The sequence below is a fragment of the Candidatus Methanomethylophilus sp. 1R26 genome, from assembly GCF_001481295.1.
Classification (GTDB): Archaea; Thermoplasmatota; Thermoplasmata; order Methanomassiliicoccales; family Methanomethylophilaceae; genus Methanomethylophilus.
Window position 1 is genome coordinate 40,557 of the sequence record NZ_LOPS01000004.1, and the last position, 22,112, is coordinate 62,668.

Genomic DNA, 22,112 nt, shown 5'->3' on the forward strand with positions numbered 1-22,112 from the left:
TTCACTCGCCTCCGTCGTAGTCGTCGTCTCCGCCCTCGTAGTCCTCAGTGGACTCTCCGTCCTCCGACTCCATGTCGTCGGAGTCGATGGTCTCGAGGTCCTTCTCGCGGGCGCCGTAGTTGCCTCCGGAGCCCTCCTTGGCGTCGACGTTGAGGAACTGGTCGGCGTTGTCGCCGAGGACCTCCGCCAGGAGGTCGTTGAGGTCGATCGCCTTCCCGCGCACGGCGCGGGAGGGGTCGATGCCGTCCTCTCCGTACCTGAACTGCACGATGGTGCCGACGGTGTTCCTGACGGTGCCGTCGGCGGTCAGCTTGAGGTCCTCCAGCGCGGAGATGAGCCTCCTCTGCATGTAACCGGACCTGCTGGTACGGACGGCGGTATCGACCAGTCCTTCCCTTCCTCCCATGGCGTGGAAGAAGAACTCGGTCGGGGACAGTCCGCTCTTGTAGGAGTCGGCGCAGAATCCCCTGGCGTAGGCCCCGAGGTCCCCTTTGTGGAAGTGGGGGAGGGTCCTGTTCCAGTATCCTCTGGAGATCCTCTCACCGCGGACGGACTGCTGACCGACGCACCCGGCCATCTGCGAGAGGTTCAGCATGGAACCCCTGGCACCGGTCTTGGCCATGATGACGGCGGGGTTGCTCCATCCGAGGAAGTTACCGGCGATGTTACCCGCATTGTCACGGGCCTGGGCCAGGGTCCCCTGGATGTTGACCTCCAGGGTGTCCCTGAGCGACCTGCCGGGCATCTCCTTGAGGGTGCCCTCCCTGTAGGACTCGACGAGGCTGTCCACCTTGGCGATGTCCTCCTGGGTGGAGGCGTTGATCTGGTCGATGGCGTCCTGCGGGATGTCCTCGTCGCCGATACCGGTCGAGAACCCGTGGTCCATGATGGACCCGAGGCACAGCCTGGTGACCTCGTTGAGGAACCTGGCGGCGCGGTCCGCCCCGTAGTCGCGGGCGATGCGCTCGAGGATCTTCCCTTTGGAGTTCCCGATGCCTTTCTCGTCGATGGTTCCCATGAGGAGCTGCCCGTTGCGGATCTTGACGTACCCGTCGGTGGGGCAGTTCTCCTTCAGGCAGGCTCCCTGGCACTGGCAGACGGACGCCTTGTAGGTGATGTTGAAGTCCGGGGGCAGCACGAGGCTGAACAGCTGCTTGCCGGTCCAGTAGGGCTCGCCGCCCTCGTCCACGCCGGCGGGCTCGGGGACCTTGATGTCCGGGAGCTTCATGAGGATGTTCATGGCCTCGTAGCGGTGGAAGTGGGGCCCTCCGTTCTTGCCGTGGGTAAGGAAGTAAGCGCCGGTGATGTGGTCGTGGATGGCGCCGATGATGGGCCCTCCGTACCTGGGCGAGAGGATGTTCTCCTGCACCTGCATGAGGATCCTCGCTTCGGCGCGGGCCTCCTCGGACTGCAGGACGTGCAGGTTCATCTCATCGCCGTCGAAGTCGGCGTTGTACGGGGCGCAGTCGCAGAGGTTGAACCTGAAGGTCCTGCCGGGCATGACCCTCACGCGGTGGGCCATGATGGACATCCTGTGGAGCGACGGCTGCCTGTTGAACAGGACGACGTCGCCGTTCATGAGCTGCCTCTCGACGGTGTAGTCGATGTCGAGGCCCTCGGCGACCTCCTCGGCGTTGTGGTCGGTGACCTTGATCCTCCTGCCGTCGCCCCTGATGACGTAGTTGACGCCCGGGATGTATCCCTGGGACTCGTCGGGGGTCGGGCCCCTCTTGACGTACTCCCTCATGACGTCGATGTTGTGGACGTTGACGATGACCGGGACGGTCAGCTCCCTGGCCGCGATGACCGGGACTCCGACCTCGTTGATGGACAGGTTGGGGTCGGGGGAGATGACGGTACGCGAGGAGAAGTTCACACGCTTACCGGACAGGTTGGACCTGAACCTCCCCTCCTTGCCCTTAAGCCTCTGGGCGAGGGTCTTGAGGGGCCTGCCGGACCTGTGCCTGGCGGGAGGTATCCCGGAGGTCTGGTTGTCGAAGTAGGTGGTGACATGGTACTGCAGGAGCTCCCAGAGGTCCTCGACGATCAGCTGCGGGGCGCCCGCGTCGCGGTTCTCCCTCAGCCTCTGGTTGATCCTCAGGACGTCGACCAGCTTGTGGGTCAGGTCATCCTCGGACCTGTCGCCGGAATCGAGGGTGATGGAGGGCCTGACGGTCACGGGGGGCACGGCGAGGGCGGTGAGGACCATCCACTCGGGCCTGCAGGTGGCCGGGTCCATTCCCAGGGCCCTCAGGTCGTCGTCGGGGATGCGCTCGAGCCTCTCGCGGACCTCTTTGGCGGTCAGCTTGTGGTTGTCGGAGACCTCCCTGAAGGTGGTGGCTTGTCGAGCTTGATCTTGATCTGCTCGGCGCCGCAGTAGGGGCAGACACCTTTGGAGGACGCGTCCTTGGCGACCTCTTTGGAGTACAGCTTCTGGTCGATGGTGTCGCCGCCCATGTCGAGGATGTCGTCCATCCTCTTCTGGCGGGCCTTTATCTCCTCGGGAGGCAGCATCAGCCTGCCGCAGGAGCGGCAGGTGGACTCCAGCATGAGCTTTATGTCCTTGATGAAACCGACGTGGATGACCGGCATGGCCAGGTCGATGTGGCCGAAGTGCCCGGGGCACTCGTCGAGCTTGAGCCCGCAGGTCTTGCAGCGGAGCCCGGGCTCGATGATGCCCATGTGGGGGTCCATGAGGCCGCCCGCGATGGGCCATCCCTCGTCATCGTAGGTGTCGGCGGTGATGATCTTCACCGCGGACATCCTCCTGATCTCGTCGGGCGAGACGCAGGAGAACTTGATCGAGCCGATTTTCTTTGTGATGTTCGAGATCATGAGAGATCCTCCAGCTGAAGCCTCATGGCCACACCCAGCGACAGCAGCTCGTCCATGAGGAGCTTGAACGCGTAGGATGTCTGCACGAGGTAGATGCTTGTGGTGTTTCCGCAGACCGGGCAGCGGAGCTGGCCGAACCTGTTCATCACGGCGATGTGGCCGCACTTGGGGTTGCCGCAAACGTACTGCTGGGTACCGTCGGACTCGTCGAGCAGGCGGTCCTTGATGACCATGGCGGCGCCGTGGCCGATGAGGCAGTCACGCTCCATCTCTCCGAACCTGAGGCCTCCCTGCCTGGAACGTCCCTCGGTAGGCTGCCTGGTGAGTATCTGCACGGGCCCTCTGGACCTGACGTGGAGCTTGCCGCTGACCATGTGGTGCAGCTTCTCGTAGAAGATGACACCGGTGTAGACCTCGGTCTGGATCATGCGCCCGGTCCTGCCGTCGTACATGATCTCTTTTCCGCTCCTGTTGAAGCCGTTCCTGACGAGGCCGTCGCGGATGGACTCCTCGTTCTCGCCGGAGAACGCGGTACCGTCGATGGTGCGGCCCTCCATGGAGCCGACCTTGCCCGCGATCATCTCGAGCACGTGCCCGACGGTCATACGGGACGGGATACCGTGGGGGTTGACGACCAGGTCGGGGGTGATTCCGTCGGTGGTGAACGGCATGTCGCACTGGTCGACGAGCCTGCCGACGACTCCCTTCTGCCCGAACCTGGAGCAGAACTTGTCGCCGAGCTCGGGGATCCTCTGGTCCCTGACCTTGACGCGGACGAGCCTCGATCCGTTCTCGCTCTCGGTGAGGATGACGGAGTCGACGTATCCCTGCTCCCCGGGCCTGACGGTCACCGAGGTCTCGCGCCTCTTCTTGGTCGACATGAAGTCGGTCTCCTCCTCGAGGAACTTCGGGGGCGAGGTCTTGCCGATCAGGACATCGCTGCCGGAGACGAAGCACTCGGGGGAGATGAGCCCATCCTCGCCGAGGTTCTGGTAGGCCTCGTCGGCGCGGACTCCCTCGATGTCGGGCGAGGGGATCTCGAAGTGGTCCTCCTGCCCTCCGGGGTACCTGCGCTCCTCGGCGCGGTAGGACCTCATGAAGGTGGTCCTGCCGAGGCCGCGCTGAACCGAGGACTTGTTCATGACGATGGCATCCTCGATGTTGTAGCCGTGGTAGGAGAGGACGGCGATGCAGAAGTTCTGCCCTGCCGGCCTGTACTTGTATCCGATGTAGTCCATCGCCTGGGTCTGCACCATGGGGACCTGCGGGTAGTGCATCAGGTGGCCGCGGGTGTCGGGCCTGATCCTGTAGTTGGAGGTAGCCACTCCCAGGGCCTGCTTGGCCATGGCGGCGCCCATGGTGATACGGGGCGCGGAGTTGTGCTCGGGGTAGGGGACGATCCCTGCGGCGACTCCGATGATGATCATCGGGTCGACCTCCATGTGGGTGTAGTCGCACTTGCCGTCGGGGCCGATGATGTTGCTGGGGACCCTGAAGGTCTTGTGGCACCAGCGGCAGGTGAGCTCGCACTCCCTGTCGGCCTTGCCGACGTTCATCCAGTCGACATCGGTCTCCGAGAGGGCGTGGCCGCACTCGGGGCACCTGGCGGGCAGGTCGTACGGCGAGACGAGGACGAGGGAGTCCTCTTCCTCCTCGCGTCGAGCCACTCGAGGATGCCGTCGCGGAACAGGTCGTCCCAGGAGATCTTCCCGTCGCGGATGCCCTCGATGTGCTTCCTGGTGAGGACGGTCCTGCCGTCCTTGAGGACGAGCAGGGGCCTCCTGAGCCTTCCGTCGTCGGAGTTGATGATGACCTCGCCCATCTCGTCGTCGTAGCGGATGTTGATGTCCTGGGATATCAGGCCGTACCTCCTGCGCTCCCTGATCTCGGAGACGAGCTTCTCGGGGTCGGGGTAGGTACCGACGAGGTTTCCGTTGACGAAGACACGGGTGCTCTCGTCGTTGACGGAAGCGAGCCCGAACTCCCTGAGCATCCTGATGACGTCCTCCTCCGGGTAGGACTCGGAGACGTTGATGATCAGGGCGGCGTTCTTCACCAGGCCGCAGTTCTGTCCCTCGGGGGTCTCGGAGGGGCAGAGCCTCCCCCACTGGGTGGGGTGCAGGTCACGGGCCTCGAAGTGGGGCTGGGACCTGGTCAGGGAGGAGGTGATCCTCCTGAGGTGGGACACGGACGACATGTTGGAGGTCCTGTCAAGCAGCTGGGAGACACCGGCGCGCCCGCCGACCCAGTTCCCGGTCGCGAGGGCGTGGAGCAGCTTGTGGGTGAACAGGTCGGGCCTGATGCTGGAAGCGACGGAGAAGTCGGACTTCTTCCTGCCGACGTTCCTCTCCATCTGGTACTTGAGGTCCTTCATGAGGCTGGAGAAGCTGGTCCTGAAGAGGTCCTCCATGAGGTCGCCGGACAGCTTGAGCCTCTTGTTGGCGTAGTGGTCCTTGTCGTCGGCCTTCCTGAGCCCGAGCGAGAGCTCGAGGACGGACTTCGCGATCCTGCGAGGTAGATGGCCTTCTTCATGCGGTCCTCCTTGGAGTCGCCGAGGTGGGGCAGCAGGGACCTGTCGAGGATGGACTCGACCTTCTTGATCCTGTACTCCTTGGCCTGGCCGGCGGCGAAGTTCCTCTCGAGGTAGAGCAGGGCGTCCTCGGTGGTGTGGTATCCGGGCAGGATCTTGTCCTGGGGCCCGGGCGGGGACTGGGTCACCGGCAGGTTGGTCTTCGAGTTGATGTCGAAGGACCCCTCGATGTTGGCGTAGACGATGTTCGCCATGCCGTCGTCGGAGACGATGGTGTCGTAGATGTCGGAATCCTTCTCCATGCCGAGCGCCTTCATCAGGGCGATCAGGGGGATCTCTCCGTTGACGACGGGGACGGAGACCATGAGGGTGCCGTCCTTCTTCTTCTCCACCTGGGTCAGTGCGCGGTAGCCCTCGCGCTGGGAGAAGACCTTGGCGGTCTCGACGGCGGCGCCGTAGCGCTCGTTGTACTCGACCATGACGCGGTTGGGGGCGAGGTCCTCGAGGGTGATGAGCACCCTCTCGGTCCCTCCGATGATGAAGTACCCTCCGGGCTCCCTGGGGTCCTCCTTCTCCTTGATGAGCTCCTGCAGGTACTCCTCCTCGGTCAACTTGCGCTCGAGGCGCTCCTCGATGCTGGCGCGGCAGAGGTTGCATCCTTTGGACTTCACCATCATGGGGAGGTCCCCGATGTGGACCCAGCCGTCGTTCTCGAGGTCCTGCCTGATGCCGTCCTCGTAGACCTCGAAGCGGACGTACACCGGGGACATGTAGTTCAGGTTCCTGAGCCTGGCCTCCATGGGCGAGATGTCGTGCTTGTATCCGTTCGCCTCGTTGATCTGCGGGCGGTCGATCCTGATGGTGGGCTTGGACTGGGGGTCGATGGCGCCCTCGTCGTTCCTCGCCCTCCCGATGACGATCTCGATGTCCCTTCCGCCGGTCTTCTCGGGGTCGAGCTTGATGATGCCCCTGACGGCGTCGTCCGTCGGCACCCTGATGTCGTCGACGATCCTCTGCATCCTGCTGTTGGGATTGTCGATCGTCGCCAGGAAGTCGTTGAAGGACTCGATGTGGTGGTTTACGATGTTCTTGTCCCTGAAATAAAGATTTACTAGGTCCCTCATTCGATTCTCACCCTTTGGTTACGAGCCTGTAGACGGTGAACTCCTGCGCCGTCTCCGACTTCCTGATGATCTTGACGATCCTCCCCTCGTCTATCGGCCCGTGGATCTGCTCGAGCACCCGGATGACCGCGTCCGTGGTCTTGATCTTGGGAAGCTGGTCGCGGGTGACGCCCAGCTTCTTCAGGACCTCCTCGGCCTCCTCTTCTGAGAGTAGATGGTGCTCGGGCACGAGATTGTGCCTGAGAATGTTGAAGGAGTCAGTTTCTGCTGCCATTTTTACACCTTTTATCGATAAAGCCTCGGAAAACTCTGCCCGGTACGCAGGAGCCGTGTTTCCCAGAAATCAGTAGAATCATCCTCATACTTGATCCGCCGTCGATCGCTCATGAAGAACACAAAGCGGGCTTGGAGGGATTCGAACCCCCGACCACCTGATTAAAAGTCAGATGCTCTACCTAGCTGAGCTACAAGCCCAATTGTTATCCTATCGAAAGCACCCCAAAAGATAGTCATATTTAAATTATAGGGGCTGGAAACGGCAGGTTCCCTGGATTCACCGGGAACATCTCCGATGGCTGCAGGACGTTCTGCTAAAATATCCCTTCCATGATGAAGCTACCATATGACTTCCCTGATCCTGCGCGTTGACGCGCCGAAACGCCTGAAGGAGGCCGGCTACGGAAGGGCCCGCCTCGACCCCGAGGCGTACTCATCGCTGGAACTCACCATAGGCAGCATAGTCAGGATCACCGGCAAGAACACCGCGGTCGCCAAGATATTCCGCAGCGACCCGGAGGATGCCGGTTCCGGGATCATCAGGATAGACGGCCTCACCAGGACCTCGGCCGGCGTCTCCATAGGGGAGAACGTCAAGGTCGAGAGGATAGACCCGGGCCGGGCGGTGAGGGTCGTCCTCGCCCCCAACATACCTCCCGGGACCCACATCGCCGTCGACGACAACTTCGCCGGCATCTTCAAGAGCAACCTCATCGGGAGGCCGGTCGTCAAAGGGCTGGACATCACCGTTCCGAACGTATCTCTCATGGGGAACCGCTCCGTGTTCAGGGTGGTATCGTCGGACCCGCCCGAGGCCGTCATCTCCGACACCACCGACCTGGTGATCCTCGAAGGGCCCGAGTCCCCCGCCGGCAAGAAGCGCGGGAAGGCCAAGTTCGGAAGGGAGAGCAAGTTCACCACCTACGATGACATCGGCGGCCTCGACGACGAGCTCAGGCGCATCAGGGAGATGATCGAGCTCCCGCTGAAGCACCCCGAGCTGTTCGAGAGGATGGGGATATCCGCTCCGAAGGGCGTCCTCCTCTACGGGCCCCCGGGGACCGGGAAGACCCTCATCGCTGAGGCTCTGGCTAATGAGTCCGGGGCCAGTTTCCTGACCATCCGCGGGCCGGAGATCGTCGGGAAGTACTACGGCGAGTCGGAGGCGCACCTGAGGGAGATCTTCGATCAGGCCGAGAAGTCCGCGCCGTCGATCATCTTCATCGACGAGATCGACTCCATCGCCCCCAACAGGGAACGCGCCGACTCGGAGACCGAGCGCAGGATCGTGGCTCAGCTTCTGACCCTCATGGACGGCATGGGAGGCCGCGGGAACGTGGTGGTCATCGGGGCCACCAACCAGGAGGATTCCATCGACCGGCGCTGAGGCGCCCGGGGAGGTTCGACAGGGAGATCGAGATCGGCATACCCAACCTCGAGGGCAGGAGGTCCATCCTCGAGGTGCACACCAGGTCCATGCCGCTCGCCGAGGATGTCGACCTCGATGCGCTGGCACATACCACTCACGGCTTCGTCGGGGCCGACCTCGCCGCCCTCTGCAGGGAAGCGGCGATGAAATGCCTAGGCCGCTACATGAAGGACGTCGACCTCGACAGGAAGGTCCCGACCGAGGTGCTGGAGAAGATGAAGGTGGGCATGGACGATTTCTCGGCCGCCTTCAGCGAGGTCGAGCCCAGCGGCATGAGGGAGGTGTCCGTGGAGGTCCCGAAGGTCACCTGGGACGACATCGGCGGGCTGGACGACATAAGGCGCGAGATGACCGAGGTCCTCATGCCGGGGGAGGAACGCAAGGACTTCGAGCGCCTGGGCATCTCCGCCGGGAAGGGCGTCCTCCTCTACGGGCCCCCCGGGACCGGGAAGACGCTCATCGCCAAGGCGATGGCCAACCAGGCGGACGCCAACTTCATCCTGGTGAACGGCCCGGAGCTGCTCAACAAGTTCGTCGGGCAGGGGGAAGAGAACCTCAGGAAGATCTTCAAGCGCGCCAGGCAGATGGCCCCGTCGATCATCTTCTTCGACGAGCTGGATTCCCTGGCGCCCAGGAGGGCGGGGGACGAGGCGTCGAGGGCGACCGACAGCATGGTCGCGCAGCTCCTTACCGCCCTGGACGGCGTGGAGCAGCTGAAGAACGTCCTGGTCATCGGAGCGACCAACAGGCCCGACATGATCGACCCGGCGGTCCTGAGGCCCGGGCGCCTGGACAGGATGATCCTGGTCGGGAAGCCCTCCGAGGACGCCAGGCTCAGCATACTGAAGGTCCACACGCGCAGGATGCCGCTGGCAGACGACGTCGACCTGGAGGGGCTGGCCGCCCGCACCGAGGGTTACGTCGGGGCCGACCTGGCGACCGTCTGCAGGGAGGCCGGGCTGGCCGCCTACCATGAGGACCCGAAGATCGAGTACGTGCACATGAGGCACTTCGAGAAGGCGATGGGAATGGTCAGGCCGTCCGTCGACGACATGACCTACAAGGCGTACTCCGACATGGCCGCCGAGGCCCGCAGCAGCAAGAAGGGCAAATGGGACAATAACCAGCTCTACGGATGACCCAGACGGTCAGAGGTCCTTGACCATGTAAGGCGGGGCGGGAGTGTAGCCGAGCTTGGCATAATACTCCCTGGCCCCCGGCGCGGATGTGACGCACATGCGGGTGCATCCTTCCCGGGCCGCTGCCGCCTCGGCCTCGGCGAGGAGCCTCTTCCCGTAGCCCCTGTGCTGCCATCCCTCGGCCTCCTTCCCAACGGCCGTCTCCTGCCCCGCGACCCTGAGCTCGCGTATGCGGGCGGTCCCGCTGCCGTCCGTCCTCAGGCGTACGTAGCCGATTATCCTGTCTCCTGTCTCGAACGATATGAAATGCTCCGTCCCGCCGGACGCCTCGTAGGTCTGGGTCTTCAGCTCCGCGCCGTCCGGCCCTTCCGGCGGGAGCCCGCTCCTGCCCGCCTCGCGGCAGCGGATGCACCTGCAGGAGAGCCCCTCCTTCGCCATGTTCTCCTGCACCAGCTGGCGCAGGTTGCTCTGCATTATGCCGGCGGCGATCTCCGGGACCGGGATGTCCCTCTGTATGCGCTGTATCCTGACATACTCGGGGACCTGGGACTTCATCTCTGACAGGAGGGCGACCGCCGTGGCCGTGTCCGGAGGGACGTATTCCCCGGCCTCCCACCACCTGTGCATCTCGGTACCTGGGATCACCAGGGCAGGATAGAACTTCAGGCCGTCCGGGCGGAACGCCGGGTCGGAGAACAGCCTGCGGAAGCACCTGAGGTCGTTTTCGGGCGAGGAGCCGGGAAGTCCCGGCATGATGTGGTAGCACACCAGGAGCCCGTGCCTCCGGCAGACCTCGGTGGCCCTGACCGTCTCGGCCACGCCGTGGCCCCTGCTGACCTTCTTCAGAACTTCATCGTCGAGGATCTGCACCCCGAGCTCCACCCTGGTGGCGCCGAGGCGCATCATCTCCTCTACAGCTTTGTCTGTCATGAGGTAGTCGGGGCGGGATTCCACCGTGAGCCCGACGCACCTGTGCTCCGCGGACCCGTTGGCCGCCTGCGCCTCCTCCAGCGAGGCTGCGGGACGGCCGTTCATGGCGTCGAAGCACCTCTTGACGAACCATTCCCGGTACATCGGGTCGCGGGAGGTGAAGTTCCCTCCCATGATGATCAGGTCGATCTTGGATGATGGGTGACCGACCTCCTCCAGCTGGGATATCCTCGAGGCGACCTGGTCGTACGGGTCGTAATGGTTCATCGCCGCCCTCCTGGCTGCCGGCTCCTTGCCGGTGTAGGACTGGGGGGAGTTGTTCTCGACCCCGCCGGGGCAGTAGGCGCACTTGCCGTGGGGGCAGGGGTACGGGGAGGTCATGACGGCCACCGCGGAGACGCCCGACACTGTCTTCACTGGCTTCTTGACCAGCAGGGGCAGGAACCTCTCCCTCTCCTCCCCGTTCAGAAGTGCCAGCACCTCCGAGTTCGGCGGGACCTTGTCGGGCCCCAGCTCGGAGCACAGCTTCATCTTGAGGCGCTGGAGGGAATCGCGGTCGGAGACCTCCCCGGACCTGAGGGCCTCCGCGATGCGTTGGGGGACCTCGTTTCCCATCTTCAGCTCTTCTCCGCCCTTTCCTTCGCAAGCTGCCCGAACCTCTCAACGGTCTTGCGGTAGTTGTCCATGGCCATCTTCACGTTGGCCTCGCAGAACGACCACGCTTTGGACAGGTCGCCGTATCTCAGGCGGTATCCGCGCCTGACCTGGCCGTCGGCGCCCTGGACATCGGTGTACTCGACGATGTCCATCGACTTCAGCTTGTTGATGTAGCGGTAGACGGTGGGCTTGGTGGTGTCCAGGAGGGCGGCGATCTCCTCGGCCGCCCATGCCTTGGAGGGGTTCTTCATGAAGAAGTCCATGAAGATCCTGTAAGGGATGCTCTCCCTCAGGGTGAGCGCCCCGCTCCCCCTCGGGTCGTAGCCCTTAGAAAGGTAGCCGATCTGCGTTAGGAACGTCTCGGCGAGGACGTCAATATCGTCCACGCCGGTCATGGGAGTGTTGGATACCACCTGGAGCTCGAACATCTGTGCACCGCCTTATTTCCTTTATGCTTGAAAAGTTAAGCCCGGATATAAACTTGTATCGGGCCTCTGCGGCGGGCCCCGCACAGTGCGGTAAACGGCGGGACCGAAGCGCGGGGGTATAGGCGCGGACGGTCCCGCCGGGGGGCAGAGAATGCCCCGGTTAAGGGGTTTGAGCGTAAGATGATGCGGGGGCTCAGTCCCCGTTCCCGGGATCGGTCCCGGAGGCCGCGGTGGCCGTGGGGACGGCCCCGGCCTTCTTCTCCTTGGCCTGCAGCGCGAACCAGAGCGGGATGTAGGCCAGGAGTATGATCGCACCTACGACCACGGACGACGGCCCGAACAGGTAGTTGGACTCGTACGCCAGGCAGGGGATCAGTATGAAGAACTGGTAGATCGCCAATCCGGCGGCGACATATACCCAGCCCTTGGGCGCGTTCCATACCCTGGGCCTGTCCTTGAACTTCGGGTCGTAGTGGGTCTTGAGGAAGCAGATCATCGCCATCCCCAGCGCGAAGCAGAACCCGAACGACGAGGCCGCCAGGATCATTCCCGGGGTACCGAGGGGGATCAGGCACATGCCGACCGCGAACTGGAAGAACATGGCGTAGATGGGGGCCCCATTCTTGTTCGTCTTGCTGAGGAGCTTCGGCATGTTGCCGTTCTGGCTCATCGCGAAGAGCGTCCTCGATGAACCGAGGAAGGCCGTCTGGATCAGCATGACCATGCCTGCGACGAGCAGGATCAGGGCGACGAGAGCTCCCTCGTCGCCGAAGTCGCTCACGCAGAGGGGAGCCAGGGTCGCATAGCCTGCGACGTCGACGCCGTCGTAGCCGAGGGTGCCGAACACCGACAGCGAGACGATGAAGTACATGAACAGGCAGATGAGGCCGCAGGCGATGAGCGCCTTGGGCAGGTCGTGCCCGGGGTCCTTGTACTCCGCGCCGTAGGTGGCGCAGGATTCCCATGCGCAGGCGCTCCACTGGGCGGTCGCCAGGAAGCCGAACACCAGCATGAACCCGTTGGCATCCCACTTCCAGTCGGGGGAGGTCCAGTCCCTGCTGACGGTGTCCAGGCTGAAGGACCCGTCGATGAACGGGATGGCCACGACGATGACCAGCGGGACGATGGTTATCAGCGAGAGGATCAGCTGCGCTGTGGCGCCGCCGGAGAGCCCTCTCGATCCGATGCCGACGATGACTCCGTAGATGATGACCCCGAGCACCAGGTTGAGGACGGTCGGGTCGATGTCCGCCATGAAACCGATGTACTCGTCGAAGTACTCGCTCTGGAGGTACGTCCCGGTCATGATCGTGAAGATCGGGATGACCGGGGTCCACGTGAACCAATAGGACCAGGCGGTGAACGCGCCTATGAACTTGCCCCAATTGACCTTCTTCCCGCGGTACTTCTCCTCATCGTCGAAAACATACTGGGCGCATGCCCCGATACCGGACACACCGAAATTGGCCGCCATCTCGCCGATGGCCATGTTCTGCAGGAAACCCTGCAGGACCGAGATGACCCAGATGGCGATGCTCATCGCCCACAGGGTCCCCGATAGATCGTACAGCGAGGGCAGGATCAGGATGGGCACGCCCATCGCGATGATGACCCCCTGTTTCCAATCGATGGTCCTCGCGAGCTCCGACGTACCTTCAACCGAAGTTCCATAGCTTTCGCTGGGACTGCTTGCTTCTGCCATTGCCACTCCTCCGCACCCTGACACCGGACGCAGGATTGCCGTCCTGCTAAATCGTGTCCGGCCCGGGGCAAGACTGAAAAGAATATCCGATTGGAGACTATTTAAAAAACGTTACGAATTTTCGGATGGCCGGAGAACCATATTAAAAGATTCCTATGGTTAATGCTTTAAATTCAGACCAAAGCATTATATATAATACATATAAGGCAAGGTTGGATGCATGCTCCGACCAAGGGCCCCGGATCAATAGCGTTCCTTCAGCACATCGATGATCTTCATCACGCTGTCGAACGGCATGACGGGGTATACCGGCACCGTCGAGATCTTCTCGATGGTGGACGCCACGATGGGCGCGCAGATGATGCCGACCGCGCCGTCCCTGCCCGCGCGCACCGCGGCGATGACGGCATCCTCCACAGTGGAGACCGTGTACTCGCGGATGGCGATGGTGCCCCCGGCGCCCGTGTCGAAGCTCTTGGGGAGGCCCTCCATGAACGATGAGGCGGCGATGACGGCAGTGAACTTCTGCTTGTCCTTGCCGTAGATCTGCTTCAGGGCGTTTACAATCTGCCTCACGGTGCGCAGGTTGGGCTCCCTCCTCTCCTCGAGGATCTTGTACATGGTGCTCTGGGACAGCCCCGACACCGAGCAGAACTCGCTGAGGGACATATGGAGCTCGTCGTCGAGGATGTTCTGGAAGGCCTTCTGGAAACCTCCCTCCTCCCTGAGCATCCCCGATATGAGGTCTTCCACGGTCATTTCTTCGCCCTCGCGGCATAGGCGGCCGCGGACATCCCCGCGATGACGCCCTCGCCGACGGCCTTGCCGATCTGCCAAGCTGCCGGTGATGTCCCCGCAGGCGAACAGCCCCGGGACGCCGGGCACCGAGCAGCCCTTCTCCACCTTCAGGGTGTCGTCGATCTCCGGCATCGCCCCGAGGTCCATGGAGAGGTCGGCGGAGGACCTCCCGCCGAGCTCGATGAACACGCCGTCGACGGGGAGCTCCGTGCCGTCCTCCAGGACCACGGACTTCACGAGCCCGTCGCCGCGGATCTCCTTCACCGACGACTCTATCCTCACGGCCCCTGCGGCCTCGGCCTTCTTCTCGAGCGCCGGGTCCGCATCGTGCGACTTCGCGATCCAGAAGGTCTCCGATGCGTACCTGGTCATGATCTCGGCGCCGATGGCGGCCTCCGATTCGGACCCGACCACGGCGACCCTCCTGCCCTTGTAGAAATTGCAGTCGCAGGACACGCAGTAGCTGACACCCTTCCCGTTCGAGAACTCGGCCTCTCCCGGGACGTTCAGCTTGTTGCGGGAGACCCCGGTGGCGAGGACGACCGCCCTCGCGGAGATCTCCGTCCCCGACTCGGCGACGACCCTGAACATCCCGTCCGCCCCGCGCGAAGCGGAGACGACGTTCATGTCCAGGACCTCGCACCCGAACGAGTGCGCCTGGCGGACGCCGTTCATGAGCAGGTCTATGCCCTTGGCCTTCCCGGCGGTCCCGAAGTAGTTCTCCACGGATATGCCGTAGGCGGCGCTCCCGGAGATCCTTCCGATGAGGACCGTGCTCACCTTCCTGCGGGCCGAGTGGATGGCGGCCTGGAGGCCGGCCGGCCCGGACCCGATGATCAGAACGTCGGCGTCCATCTGAGCTCACTGCTTCTTCAGCCCGTCGATGTAGGAGACGATGTCCTCTTTCGGCCTGAGGCCGATGAGGGACTCCTGCTGCACCCCGTCGACGAAGAACAGAAGGGTGGGGATGGCGGAGATGCCGAAGGTGCGGGCGACCGCCTGGTTCTCGTCGGTGTTGAGCTTCCCGACCTTGACATCGGGGAGCTCCTCGGAGAGCTGGTCGATTATGGGGCCCATCCTCCTGCAGGGGCCGCACCAGGGGGCCCAGCAGTCGACAAGGACGACGCCGTCCTGCTTCACGAACGTGCTGAAGGTCTGCTCGTTCAATTCCGTTACCATTAGGTTCACCTGCGATGGAATCCCCGATGCAGTTTATAACACATTTGTGCGGGGCCCGATCCCGAAGTGGCCGGAACACAGTCCGGCCGGGGTTCAGGGTTTCACGCCTTTTATCTTGGGGTACTCCCCGAGCTCCCCGACCAGGACGTCGAGGTCGCGGCCGTAGTAGGCTGAAAGCTCCCTGTGGAGGTCCTCGATCCTCCTCGCCCCTCTCTCGGCGCCCTTGCGCCTGAGCTTCTCGACGGAGTACGTGTGCTCCACGACCCTGTTGTCGCTCACCATGTTGTCCGCGTGGGCGACGATCTTCTCCTCGATGGTGCTCGGCATGTAGTCGCCCGGAGGCAGCTGCATCTCCTCGACATCCTGCTGGTCCAGGCCGGCGCCGGTATGCTTCCGGACGATGTCGACGAGCTCCTGCGGGAGGCCGAGGTCGCGGACGATGACGGAGCCGATGTACGCATGCATGATCGAGTGGTCCCTGGACCTCCCGATGTCATGGAGCAGGGCGCCTGCGGTGACCAGGTCCGGGTCGGCGGACGGTATGCCCTTGGCGATCGCGTCGGCGACCGCGCGGACGGTGGCGCAGTGCACGACGACGCGCTTGGAGCACCCTGCGTCCCAGAGGTACTGGATGCACTGCTTCCCGCTCGGATACTTCTCATCGCCTGTTCTCGACAACGGTCTTCCCCCTTTCATTGGGAACGACGGCGATCTCGCCGCCCTCCCTGTACTCGTACAGGTGCTTCCCGCCCGTATACACGTACAGGAAGATCGCCATGGCGGAGATCTCCGAATGCGGCTGGTTCCCTACGGAGACGTTGAAGTCCGCCCTCTCATATATGCACATCGGGACCTTGGTCGCCCCGACGATGACGAGGATATCCTCGTCCGTGGGTATCCTGGGTATGGCGATGTCCGCCCTCTGCCCGTACATGGTGAGGTGGACGATCTTGCCCTTGAAGGAGCCGATGACGTCGTCCCAGGCGACCCCGGTCTTGATCGTGAAATCGCCGCCGAACCTCTGGACGGTGCTGCGAATGTTCTCCTCCAGCACCGGGTCCGCGGTATCGACGTAGATGCCCTTGGCGCCGAGGGCCCTCGCCGTCAGCGCCACATGCGTGGTAACGCGCTTGTCGCGCTCGGGACGGTGCCCTATGCGCAGGACCCAGATGTCTCCCATATGAGTCAGTCTTCTTTGATCGGCTCTATCTTGTGCCCGCGGTAGTCCATCTTGACGGACCTGCGGACGAGGGATTTGAGCATGGTGGAGGAAAGACCCAGTTCCTCAGCGACATCGCCGGAGAACTTACCTTCGGCCCCAATCTTCTCGAGTATCTGGGCCTCGATCTTCTGGTACTCATCCTCGGGCATCATGGCGGCGGCCAGGACATCGCTGATCTCATAGACCGGCCACTGGGCGTTGATGCTGAAGGAAGTGTAGTAGGTATGGTAGGATTTCTCCGGATAGTTACCGTTGGTGGAAAGCCAGCGGGTCTCGACCAGTTTCATCTTCTCGAAGAAGATGGTGGCCTCCCTGCCTTCGGGACCGAACTTCTTCTCGATCTCGTCGGCGGTCTTCCATTCCAAGGTCACCTCTTTCAGCACCTCGCGTTTGATCGGGGTGTCAACGGCCCTGAGCATTGGCACGAGTTCAGAGGGCTCGTTGATGACCTTTATTCTATTCATGGTCGAATTAGGGGATTTGGAACTATATAATGATTAACGGACTGCCAAACCGCGTCTGGACAACTTTCTTGTCAAAATAATTTCGTTCAGTTATGATGCGAACATGAATATTTCACCAAGACTGGAACAAGACAACAAGTGTAATTTCGGTCGTACTGTGTCTATACCGGCCGGGACCTGCTGGGTGGATAGGGCCCCTGACAGCGCGGGGAGACATATCGGCATCAGGGGACAGGGACGCGTACCCAGACTGGAACGGGAACGCCCGAGGGGCCGGGGCTAATTATTTATGCGGAATTCCCCATCGTCGATTAATGAGATTCGACAGAAAATCTCCGCCTGTACTTTGCTTCCAATGCCTTAACTGCAATAAGGTGTTCAAGGGCGAGGGCGCAGAACAGAAAGCTCTGGACTGCTGCGGATCCTTCATCCAGGGATTCTACGTAAACTACAAAAGGTGGGGCTTCCAGAAGTGGTACGGCCGCTGATGCGGCTCACGGCCCCGCAACGCTCGGCCTATCGGCCGGGCACGCTTTTTCATATATCCAGTGCTCTGGCTCATAGCCCCCGTACTCCGTGCTAGCAATGGACACACTTTTTATAACCGCCGTCCGTTCGCAGGAGCATGGACGAGCTTTTCACCGGGACCTTCGAGGAGCTTGACCGCACCGAACGCCACATCATGGTCCTGAAGGCCACGAAGGACAATCAGCCCGTGGGGATCATCCGCCTCTCGGAGATCACAGGGCTGCCGAAGCACCTGGTGCGTTACAGCCTCCGCCGGCTGGAGCAGGACGGCCTCATAATCCCGACGAAGGACGGAGCGACCGTTTCCCCGAAATATAGCGAGTTCATGGATAGCGTATCGTCCAGACTGGACGAGGTCGAGTCCCGCGTGGAGGGCCTCCGCCGGGACATAAAGGCATAATTCTTTATACAAGTCCGTCATGCGAGAAGATGAAGCCTCTGTAGCTCAGTCGGTAGAGCGTGTGACTGTTAATCACAAGGTCCTCGGTTCGATCCCGTGCGGGGGCGCCATCTTCTATCATCCTGTCTGCGGATCCGCAGCCTTTATCCGACCGTTCGGCCTTGGCCTCCGCCGCCGTTCCCGGACCTTTTCCTCCGCGAAGCCTCAGCGAGGACACCAGGGACAGCACCGGCAGTTCTATCAGAGGGCCGACGGCAAGCGCCACCAGCACCAGCGGGGAATCGGCGAACACCGCAGAGGCGATCGCAAGTGCCAGAGGCGAGTTGCGGGCCATCGTGGTGAACGTCAGGGCGGTAGCATCCTCCCAGGGCATCCGCATACGGTCCGCTGCGAAATTGGCCAAGGCATAGTCCGAGACGAAGAAGACCGTCAGCGGAACGATCAGAGAGACCACGGGACCCAGGTTGTCCGTGACGGTGCTGTGGGATGATGCGAACATCGCGAACACCGCAAGGCAGAGGAACAGCAGCTGGATAGCATCGCACCTGTCCCTCACGAAACATGCGAACCTCTCGGCGGCGGCGCTGCGGCGGGAAAGCAGGCGCACCGCGGAGGCGGCGGCCAGCGGGACCGCTACGACATATGATGCCTGGAACAGCATCCGGACAGCATCGAAATCCGCCGCGGACCCGCAGAAGACCGTGATATACAGGGGCATGAGCAGGACCTGCAGGACAAGGTTCATCGGTAAGATGCTGCCGGCGAGCGCCACATTGCCCCCGGAGACCTTGGTGAAAACCAGGTACCAATCGGTGCATGGGGTGACCAACAAGAGGAGCAGGCCTACCCTCATGTCCGCTTCGGAGTAGAACGCCAGGCCCAGGAGCCATGCGAGGACCGGTGTCCAGACGAAGTTTATCAGCAGGGCAGTGCAGGCGAAGCGGACGTCGGAGAACGACCTCTTCGCGCCGCGTATGTCCACGGCGGAGAACACTGCGAACAGCATCATCATGAGGAGCGCCTCTACGGCGGCCTCCCATCCGCTTATGCCGAGGAGCGCTCCAGCGACCAGACCCAGCATTGCCGATGCCAGCATAGCCGCCGTATGCGCCCACGGTCTGCCGTCCATAGGATCGGGAATACTTCTCCGTTGAAATACAGTACCGCGCACCGGCCGAGCCTCATTGAAACCTTCGCTGCAGGCTCCCTCTGCGGCCACTGATAGATATACCGCGGTATGTCGAAAAGGAGGGGGACATCAATAGGACTGCAGAACACGAAATATCATTATATGAAATGATGAAAACAATTAGGAAGAGGGTTTTATCCTTCTATATAATGATAAACATGACGATTAAATTCGTACTCCATCTTGTTATCTAATGTATGATGTTCTGGTGCCCCGCGATAGGCACCTCGCGGAGATCAAACCGTTCGTCGGTAACGGCAACGCCAAGATAATCGCAGGCATACGCCGCTGCGGGAAATCCACTGTACTGGAACTATATTGCCGCACTCTGACCGGAACTAATGTCGTCGTCATCAACACAGAATTCCATGAATTCTCGAAACATGCCCTGTGTCAGAGGTCAAACAAGGCCGCATGTCCCCGAGATGAAGGCATGACTGCACGAATCGTTAGTCCGGGCCGTACAGGAGGTCTGCTGCGGAGGTTTCGATGAGACCCGCCGGCTGAAAACTTATTTTAATACACAGCAGATATGGCGCCCTGAGGGCTCATAGCTTAGCTAGGTAGAGCGTCCGACTCATAATCGGATGGCCGCCGGTTCAAATCCGGCTGGGCCCACCTGTTATCACCCCATTCAACCTGCGCCTGCCGACCGAAGAACGGCTGCGCATATCATATGCGGCGGCCGGAAGCGCTGACGAAACGTTCGGTCCCGGATGGCCCGGAATGAGACCTTCGTCTGTCTGCCCGTTCCGCTCCCTCTTTCTCGAATTCTATGGAATTCTCCTTGGCCATATCCTGTGCCAGATGCTTGGAGAGCATCCCGATCTCCTCCCAGGCTGCGTCGAATATCGCATTAGGCACGAGGCAGGGGATCGACAGGGGCTGCCTGATCTCCGGGTCGACGACGCGGCTGCCTTTCCATTCGGCCACGTCGGAGACGTGTATCGTATCCCCCAGCAGTGCGGCGTAGTTCATGACGTTCCTGCAGTCGGAGGCGATCCTGATCTTTATCGAATCGCCGTCGTCCTGGACCTCTGCCGTCACCCTGGTCGTCTTGGAGCATGTCCTCATGCGGACGATCACCGTGGATGCCATGATGCGCAATCGGAACAGAGCGGTAAAAACTGACCGCCCGACATGTGCATCCCGCACCGGGACAGCCTCGCCACGCGCAGAGGTGATGCGGTCGCAGAGGTTCAGGCGGCCCGCTCGGAGCCCTTGGAATAGCTCTCGCCCGGCACGGTCACCCGGACCACAAGCGTCCCGCCCGCAGTGCTCGAGCTGTACCTGAAGCCGGAAGTCTCGGCGATGTCCCTCGCGATAGCCTCGTAGGGGCCGTCTGAGGTGCCGCCTGTGCTCGAACGCGTATTCTCCGAGGCCCCGCTGTAATCGCTCCGGTAGATGATTATCAGGTGCCCGGCCCCGTCCTCCGAGGCCGAGACAGAGGCCGATTCCGAACCGCGGAGCATCGATGCCTCGTAGAGGTTCTCGAACATGCTCGGGAACACCGGGTCCGCCAGGATGCTGAACCCATCGGCGGAATACGCGACTGAGAATCCCTCCGGCCTCCCGGAGGTGCAGGCGCTCAGCGGTATCCATACCGGCAGCCTCCGGCCTATGGCCGACTCGGCCCTGAAATACCGGACGAGATCCCCGATGGCGCTGCGGGACCTCTCCAAAGCTTCGCGTTCCTCCCCATCCCCCGTGGTCCTCAGGACCTGGCCTATGCTGTCGTCCACCTTCGAGAGGATATGCCCCGAATAGGCGGAGAAATAGCGGACGGAGTTCCTCACCTGCCTCAGCCTCCCGGCCGACCTGATGAGCACCGAGACATCTGACATGGAAACGAGCCAGAACACCCCCTCGTTCTCATTGTTCAGATATGCCACGGTCGCGAAGATGTCAGCGCGGCGGCCGCCGCGGCTGTAGACGAAGTACCCGGATTTGGTCGGAGACCCGGGGCCGGTCTTAGGCAACAGGGAACGTATCAGCGCCGCCCCCTCTCCTTTCAGGGACTTGAGGGGCATATTGAGGAGGCCCCCGTTCTCCGGACCGAGGTAGGCGTCCGCGGCATAATTCGATTGGATGAACGTCCCGGCAGAGTTCAGGGTGGCGATTCCCAGCGGGAGCACGTCTATGAGATCGATCATCCTGTCCTCGGTTATGCGCGAGGCGTCTTCCCTTATGATCTGCTCATAGAATGAGAAGAAATTGCCGATGAAGATCCTGAACTGCTCCTCATCCTCATCGGTGTAATCCGTCTCCTTGTTGGCGACCCCTGCGGTGCCGACGGGAATGCCGTTGAGCACCACCGGGACCATCATCAGCCTCCTGAGCTTTATGTGCCCGGGAGGTGTCCCTTTCTTTTTATGCACCGTCTCGCCGTCGTAATCGTTGACGATCACCGATTTCATTATGCGGATCGGCTCCCCCCCAGATCCCGGTCCTGTCGAGATCGTAGATACGCGGGGGGTTCCTCAGCCGGCTGTCCGCCATCGCGGACATCGACCATGCAATCATCTTGAGCTTCTTCGACGAGCAGTTGTAGGTCGCGATGTACCCTACCTTGCTCCGGCTGAGCTTCAGGGCTTCCTCGAGAGCGCGCCCCAGTATCTCCTCGAGCGGGCTTCCCCTCATGCTCATCATCCCGACAGTGGCCTCGGACCTCTCCATCGAATGCTCCCTCTGCTCGGCCGAACGGTGTCTCTCGGCGGCCAGCTTTATGCGGGACGCAAGCTCGGAGAAGAAATTCGGAGTGTCCTCGGGGACATAGTAGTCCATGCGCGAATCCATGGCGCGGATGGCCAGATCGGCATCTTTAGTCTTCGACAGAAGTATGAACGGCAAGCTGCCGCCAGGGCCCCGGAGCAGGCTGTCGAACAGGGCAAAAGCGTCCGACCCGCAGGCATGCTCGCAGACGACGACTTCGATGCCCCCCTCCGCGATCCTTGCAGCGGCATCCTGGGCCCCGCGGGTGAAACTCAGGCATATGTCCCTGTTTATATTCGGGACATACCTGCCGATGCGGGCGGCGAATTCCGGCTCTGCATCAATCAGCACCGAATACATTTCTGGCTATTATCATAATAAACAGTTATTAATAATTGGCCGAAAGCGGCATCCAATGCCTGGGCAGGACCCAGATAGAACGGCGCGGAAACAGTCCGAAGCCCTCTTTCCTGGGTAACAACCCCGAATCGGCTCGATGGGGGAGAGATGATGGCCTCGGCACCTTTTTCCGATTTATTGGATATATTATTAATTAATTTTAAATATTGA

18 protein-coding genes, 3 tRNA genes and 3 pseudogenes are annotated in these 22,112 nt (G+C 61.9%); 7 read left to right on the forward strand and 17 right to left on the reverse strand.

The genetic code is table 11. The features are described 5' to 3' along the window. Position 1 precedes the first annotated feature (1 nt). The 4 genes and pseudogenes from AUQ37_RS01080 to AUQ37_RS01095 all read right to left on the reverse strand — a co-directional run bounded on the left by AUQ37_RS01080 (position 2) and on the right by AUQ37_RS01095 (position 6,963). Positions 2 to 2,835, reverse strand: a pseudogene (locus AUQ37_RS01080) (DNA-directed RNA polymerase subunit A'). Further along, positions 2,832 to 6,489: pseudogene (locus AUQ37_RS13320) on the reverse strand (DNA-directed RNA polymerase subunit B). Before AUQ37_RS13320 ends, AUQ37_RS01080 begins: the two co-directional pseudogenes overlap by 4 nt. A 7-nt stretch (positions 6,490 to 6,496) precedes the next feature. Next, a complete protein-coding gene (locus AUQ37_RS01090) occupies positions 6,497 to 6,763 on the reverse strand; it encodes a DNA-directed RNA polymerase subunit H (RefSeq protein WP_058747054.1) in 267 nt (88 codons plus the stop codon). A 126-nt stretch (positions 6,764 to 6,889) separates the two neighbouring features. Continuing rightward, positions 6,890 to 6,963, reverse strand: a tRNA-Lys gene (locus AUQ37_RS01095). 148 nt (positions 6,964 to 7,111) lie between these two features. Here AUQ37_RS01095 and AUQ37_RS10460 point away from each other — a divergent pair. Together AUQ37_RS10460 and AUQ37_RS10465 are read left to right on the forward strand one after the other, a co-directional pair. After that, positions 7,112 to 8,152 carry an AAA family ATPase gene (locus tag AUQ37_RS10460; protein WP_201013610.1) on the forward strand — a complete coding sequence of 347 codons (1,041 nt, stop codon included), beginning with the start codon at positions 7,112 to 7,114 and terminating at the stop codon, positions 8,150 to 8,152. 74 nt (positions 8,153 to 8,226) lie between these two features. Beyond that, positions 8,227 to 9,333: an AAA family ATPase gene (locus AUQ37_RS10465; RefSeq protein WP_201013611.1), complete on the forward strand. Its 1,107-nt coding sequence runs from the start codon at positions 8,227 to 8,229 to the stop codon at positions 9,331 to 9,333. A 9-nt stretch (positions 9,334 to 9,342) separates the two neighbouring features. Here the strand turns inward: AUQ37_RS10465 and AUQ37_RS01105 are convergent, their stop codons facing one another. The 8 genes from AUQ37_RS01105 to AUQ37_RS01145 all read right to left on the reverse strand — a co-directional run bounded on the left by AUQ37_RS01105 (position 9,343) and on the right by AUQ37_RS01145 (position 16,713). Beyond that, positions 9,343 to 10,878 (reverse strand): tRNA uridine(34) 5-carboxymethylaminomethyl modification radical SAM/GNAT enzyme Elp3, encoded by a 1,536-nt coding sequence (locus AUQ37_RS01105; RefSeq protein WP_058747055.1) that lies wholly within the window; start codon positions 10,876 to 10,878, stop codon positions 9,343 to 9,345. 2 nt (positions 10,879 to 10,880) lie between these two features. After that, on the reverse strand, positions 10,881 to 11,348 hold the full coding sequence (locus tag AUQ37_RS01110) for a helix-turn-helix domain-containing protein (protein WP_058747056.1): 468 nt from the start codon (positions 11,346 to 11,348) through the stop codon (positions 10,881 to 10,883). 193 nt (positions 11,349 to 11,541) lie between these two features. Further along, the gene (locus tag AUQ37_RS01115; protein WP_058747057.1) at positions 11,542 to 13,050 is read right to left on the reverse strand and encodes an APC family permease; all 1,509 of its coding nucleotides are present in this window, start codon (positions 13,048 to 13,050) and stop codon (positions 11,542 to 11,544) included. Positions 13,051 to 13,293: 243 nt separating this feature from the next. Continuing rightward, complete coding sequence (locus AUQ37_RS10470; protein ID WP_201013612.1) at positions 13,294 to 14,703, reverse strand: FAD-dependent oxidoreductase; 1,410 nt, start codon at positions 14,701 to 14,703, stop codon at positions 13,294 to 13,296. A 6-nt stretch (positions 14,704 to 14,709) separates the two neighbouring features. After that, entirely contained in the window at positions 14,710 to 15,027 is a 318-nt protein-coding gene (trxA, locus tag AUQ37_RS01130) for a thioredoxin (RefSeq protein ID WP_058747059.1), read from the reverse strand. A 93-nt stretch (positions 15,028 to 15,120) separates the two neighbouring features. After that, positions 15,121 to 15,705, reverse strand: a complete 585-nt coding sequence (locus AUQ37_RS01135) for an HDIG domain-containing metalloprotein (RefSeq protein ID WP_235584780.1) — start codon at positions 15,703 to 15,705, stop codon at positions 15,121 to 15,123. Then, positions 15,686 to 16,207: a tRNA 2'-O-methylase gene (locus tag AUQ37_RS01140; RefSeq protein WP_058747060.1), complete on the reverse strand. Its 522-nt coding sequence runs from the start codon at positions 16,205 to 16,207 to the stop codon at positions 15,686 to 15,688. Before AUQ37_RS01140 ends, AUQ37_RS01135 begins: the two co-directional genes overlap by 20 nt. A 5-nt stretch (positions 16,208 to 16,212) precedes the next feature. After that, a complete protein-coding gene (locus tag AUQ37_RS01145) occupies positions 16,213 to 16,713 on the reverse strand; it encodes an ArsR family transcriptional regulator (RefSeq protein WP_058747061.1) in 501 nt (166 codons plus the stop codon). A 314-nt stretch (positions 16,714 to 17,027) separates the two neighbouring features. On the opposite strand from AUQ37_RS01145, the gene AUQ37_RS10475 reads away from it, so the two are divergent. From AUQ37_RS10475 to AUQ37_RS01155, 3 genes are all read left to right on the forward strand, one after another. Further along, a complete protein-coding gene (locus AUQ37_RS10475; protein ID WP_201013613.1) occupies positions 17,028 to 17,201 on the forward strand; it encodes a hypothetical protein in 174 nt (57 codons plus the stop codon). Between the two features lie 137 nt (positions 17,202 to 17,338). Then, positions 17,339 to 17,641 (forward strand): hypothetical protein, encoded by a 303-nt coding sequence (locus AUQ37_RS01150; RefSeq protein ID WP_058747062.1) that lies wholly within the window; start codon positions 17,339 to 17,341, stop codon positions 17,639 to 17,641. Between the two features lie 34 nt (positions 17,642 to 17,675). Then, positions 17,676 to 17,751, forward strand: a tRNA-Asn gene (locus AUQ37_RS01155). Between the two features lie 422 nt (positions 17,752 to 18,173). On the opposite strand, the pseudogene AUQ37_RS13325 reads toward AUQ37_RS01155, so the two are convergent. Beyond that, positions 18,174 to 18,653 (reverse strand): annotated as a pseudogene (locus AUQ37_RS13325) (arsenic resistance protein); the annotation flags it as partial. On the opposite strand from AUQ37_RS13325, the gene AUQ37_RS11790 reads away from it, so the two are divergent. After that, complete coding sequence (locus tag AUQ37_RS11790; RefSeq protein WP_058747064.1) at positions 18,571 to 18,795, forward strand: hypothetical protein; 225 nt, start codon at positions 18,571 to 18,573, stop codon at positions 18,793 to 18,795. The pseudogene AUQ37_RS13325 and the gene AUQ37_RS11790 sit on opposite strands and share 83 nt — an antisense overlap. 579 nt (positions 18,796 to 19,374) lie before the next feature. Beyond that, positions 19,375 to 19,448: transfer RNA gene (locus tag AUQ37_RS01170), tRNA-Ile, on the forward strand. A gap of 54 nt (positions 19,449 to 19,502) precedes the next feature. Here AUQ37_RS01170 and AUQ37_RS01175 read toward each other — a convergent pair. From AUQ37_RS01175 to AUQ37_RS11795, 4 genes are all read right to left on the reverse strand, one after another. Next, positions 19,503 to 19,928 (reverse strand): DUF6951 family protein, encoded by a 426-nt coding sequence (locus AUQ37_RS01175; RefSeq protein WP_058747065.1) that lies wholly within the window; start codon positions 19,926 to 19,928, stop codon positions 19,503 to 19,505. A 101-nt stretch (positions 19,929 to 20,029) separates the two neighbouring features. Further along, positions 20,030 to 21,247, reverse strand: coding sequence for a GAF domain-containing protein (locus tag AUQ37_RS01180; RefSeq protein ID WP_157844233.1), 1,218 nt, complete (start codon positions 21,245 to 21,247; stop codon positions 20,030 to 20,032). Continuing rightward, on the reverse strand, positions 21,201 to 21,893 hold the full coding sequence (locus tag AUQ37_RS01185) for a hypothetical protein (RefSeq protein WP_157844234.1): 693 nt from the start codon (positions 21,891 to 21,893) through the stop codon (positions 21,201 to 21,203). The genes AUQ37_RS01180 and AUQ37_RS01185 overlap by 47 nt, the downstream gene beginning before the upstream one ends. Further along, positions 21,887 to 22,112: hypothetical protein (locus AUQ37_RS11795; protein ID WP_235584781.1), on the reverse strand; the 226-nt coding region annotated here is incomplete at its 5' end. The genes AUQ37_RS11795 and AUQ37_RS01185, both read right to left, overlap by 7 nt.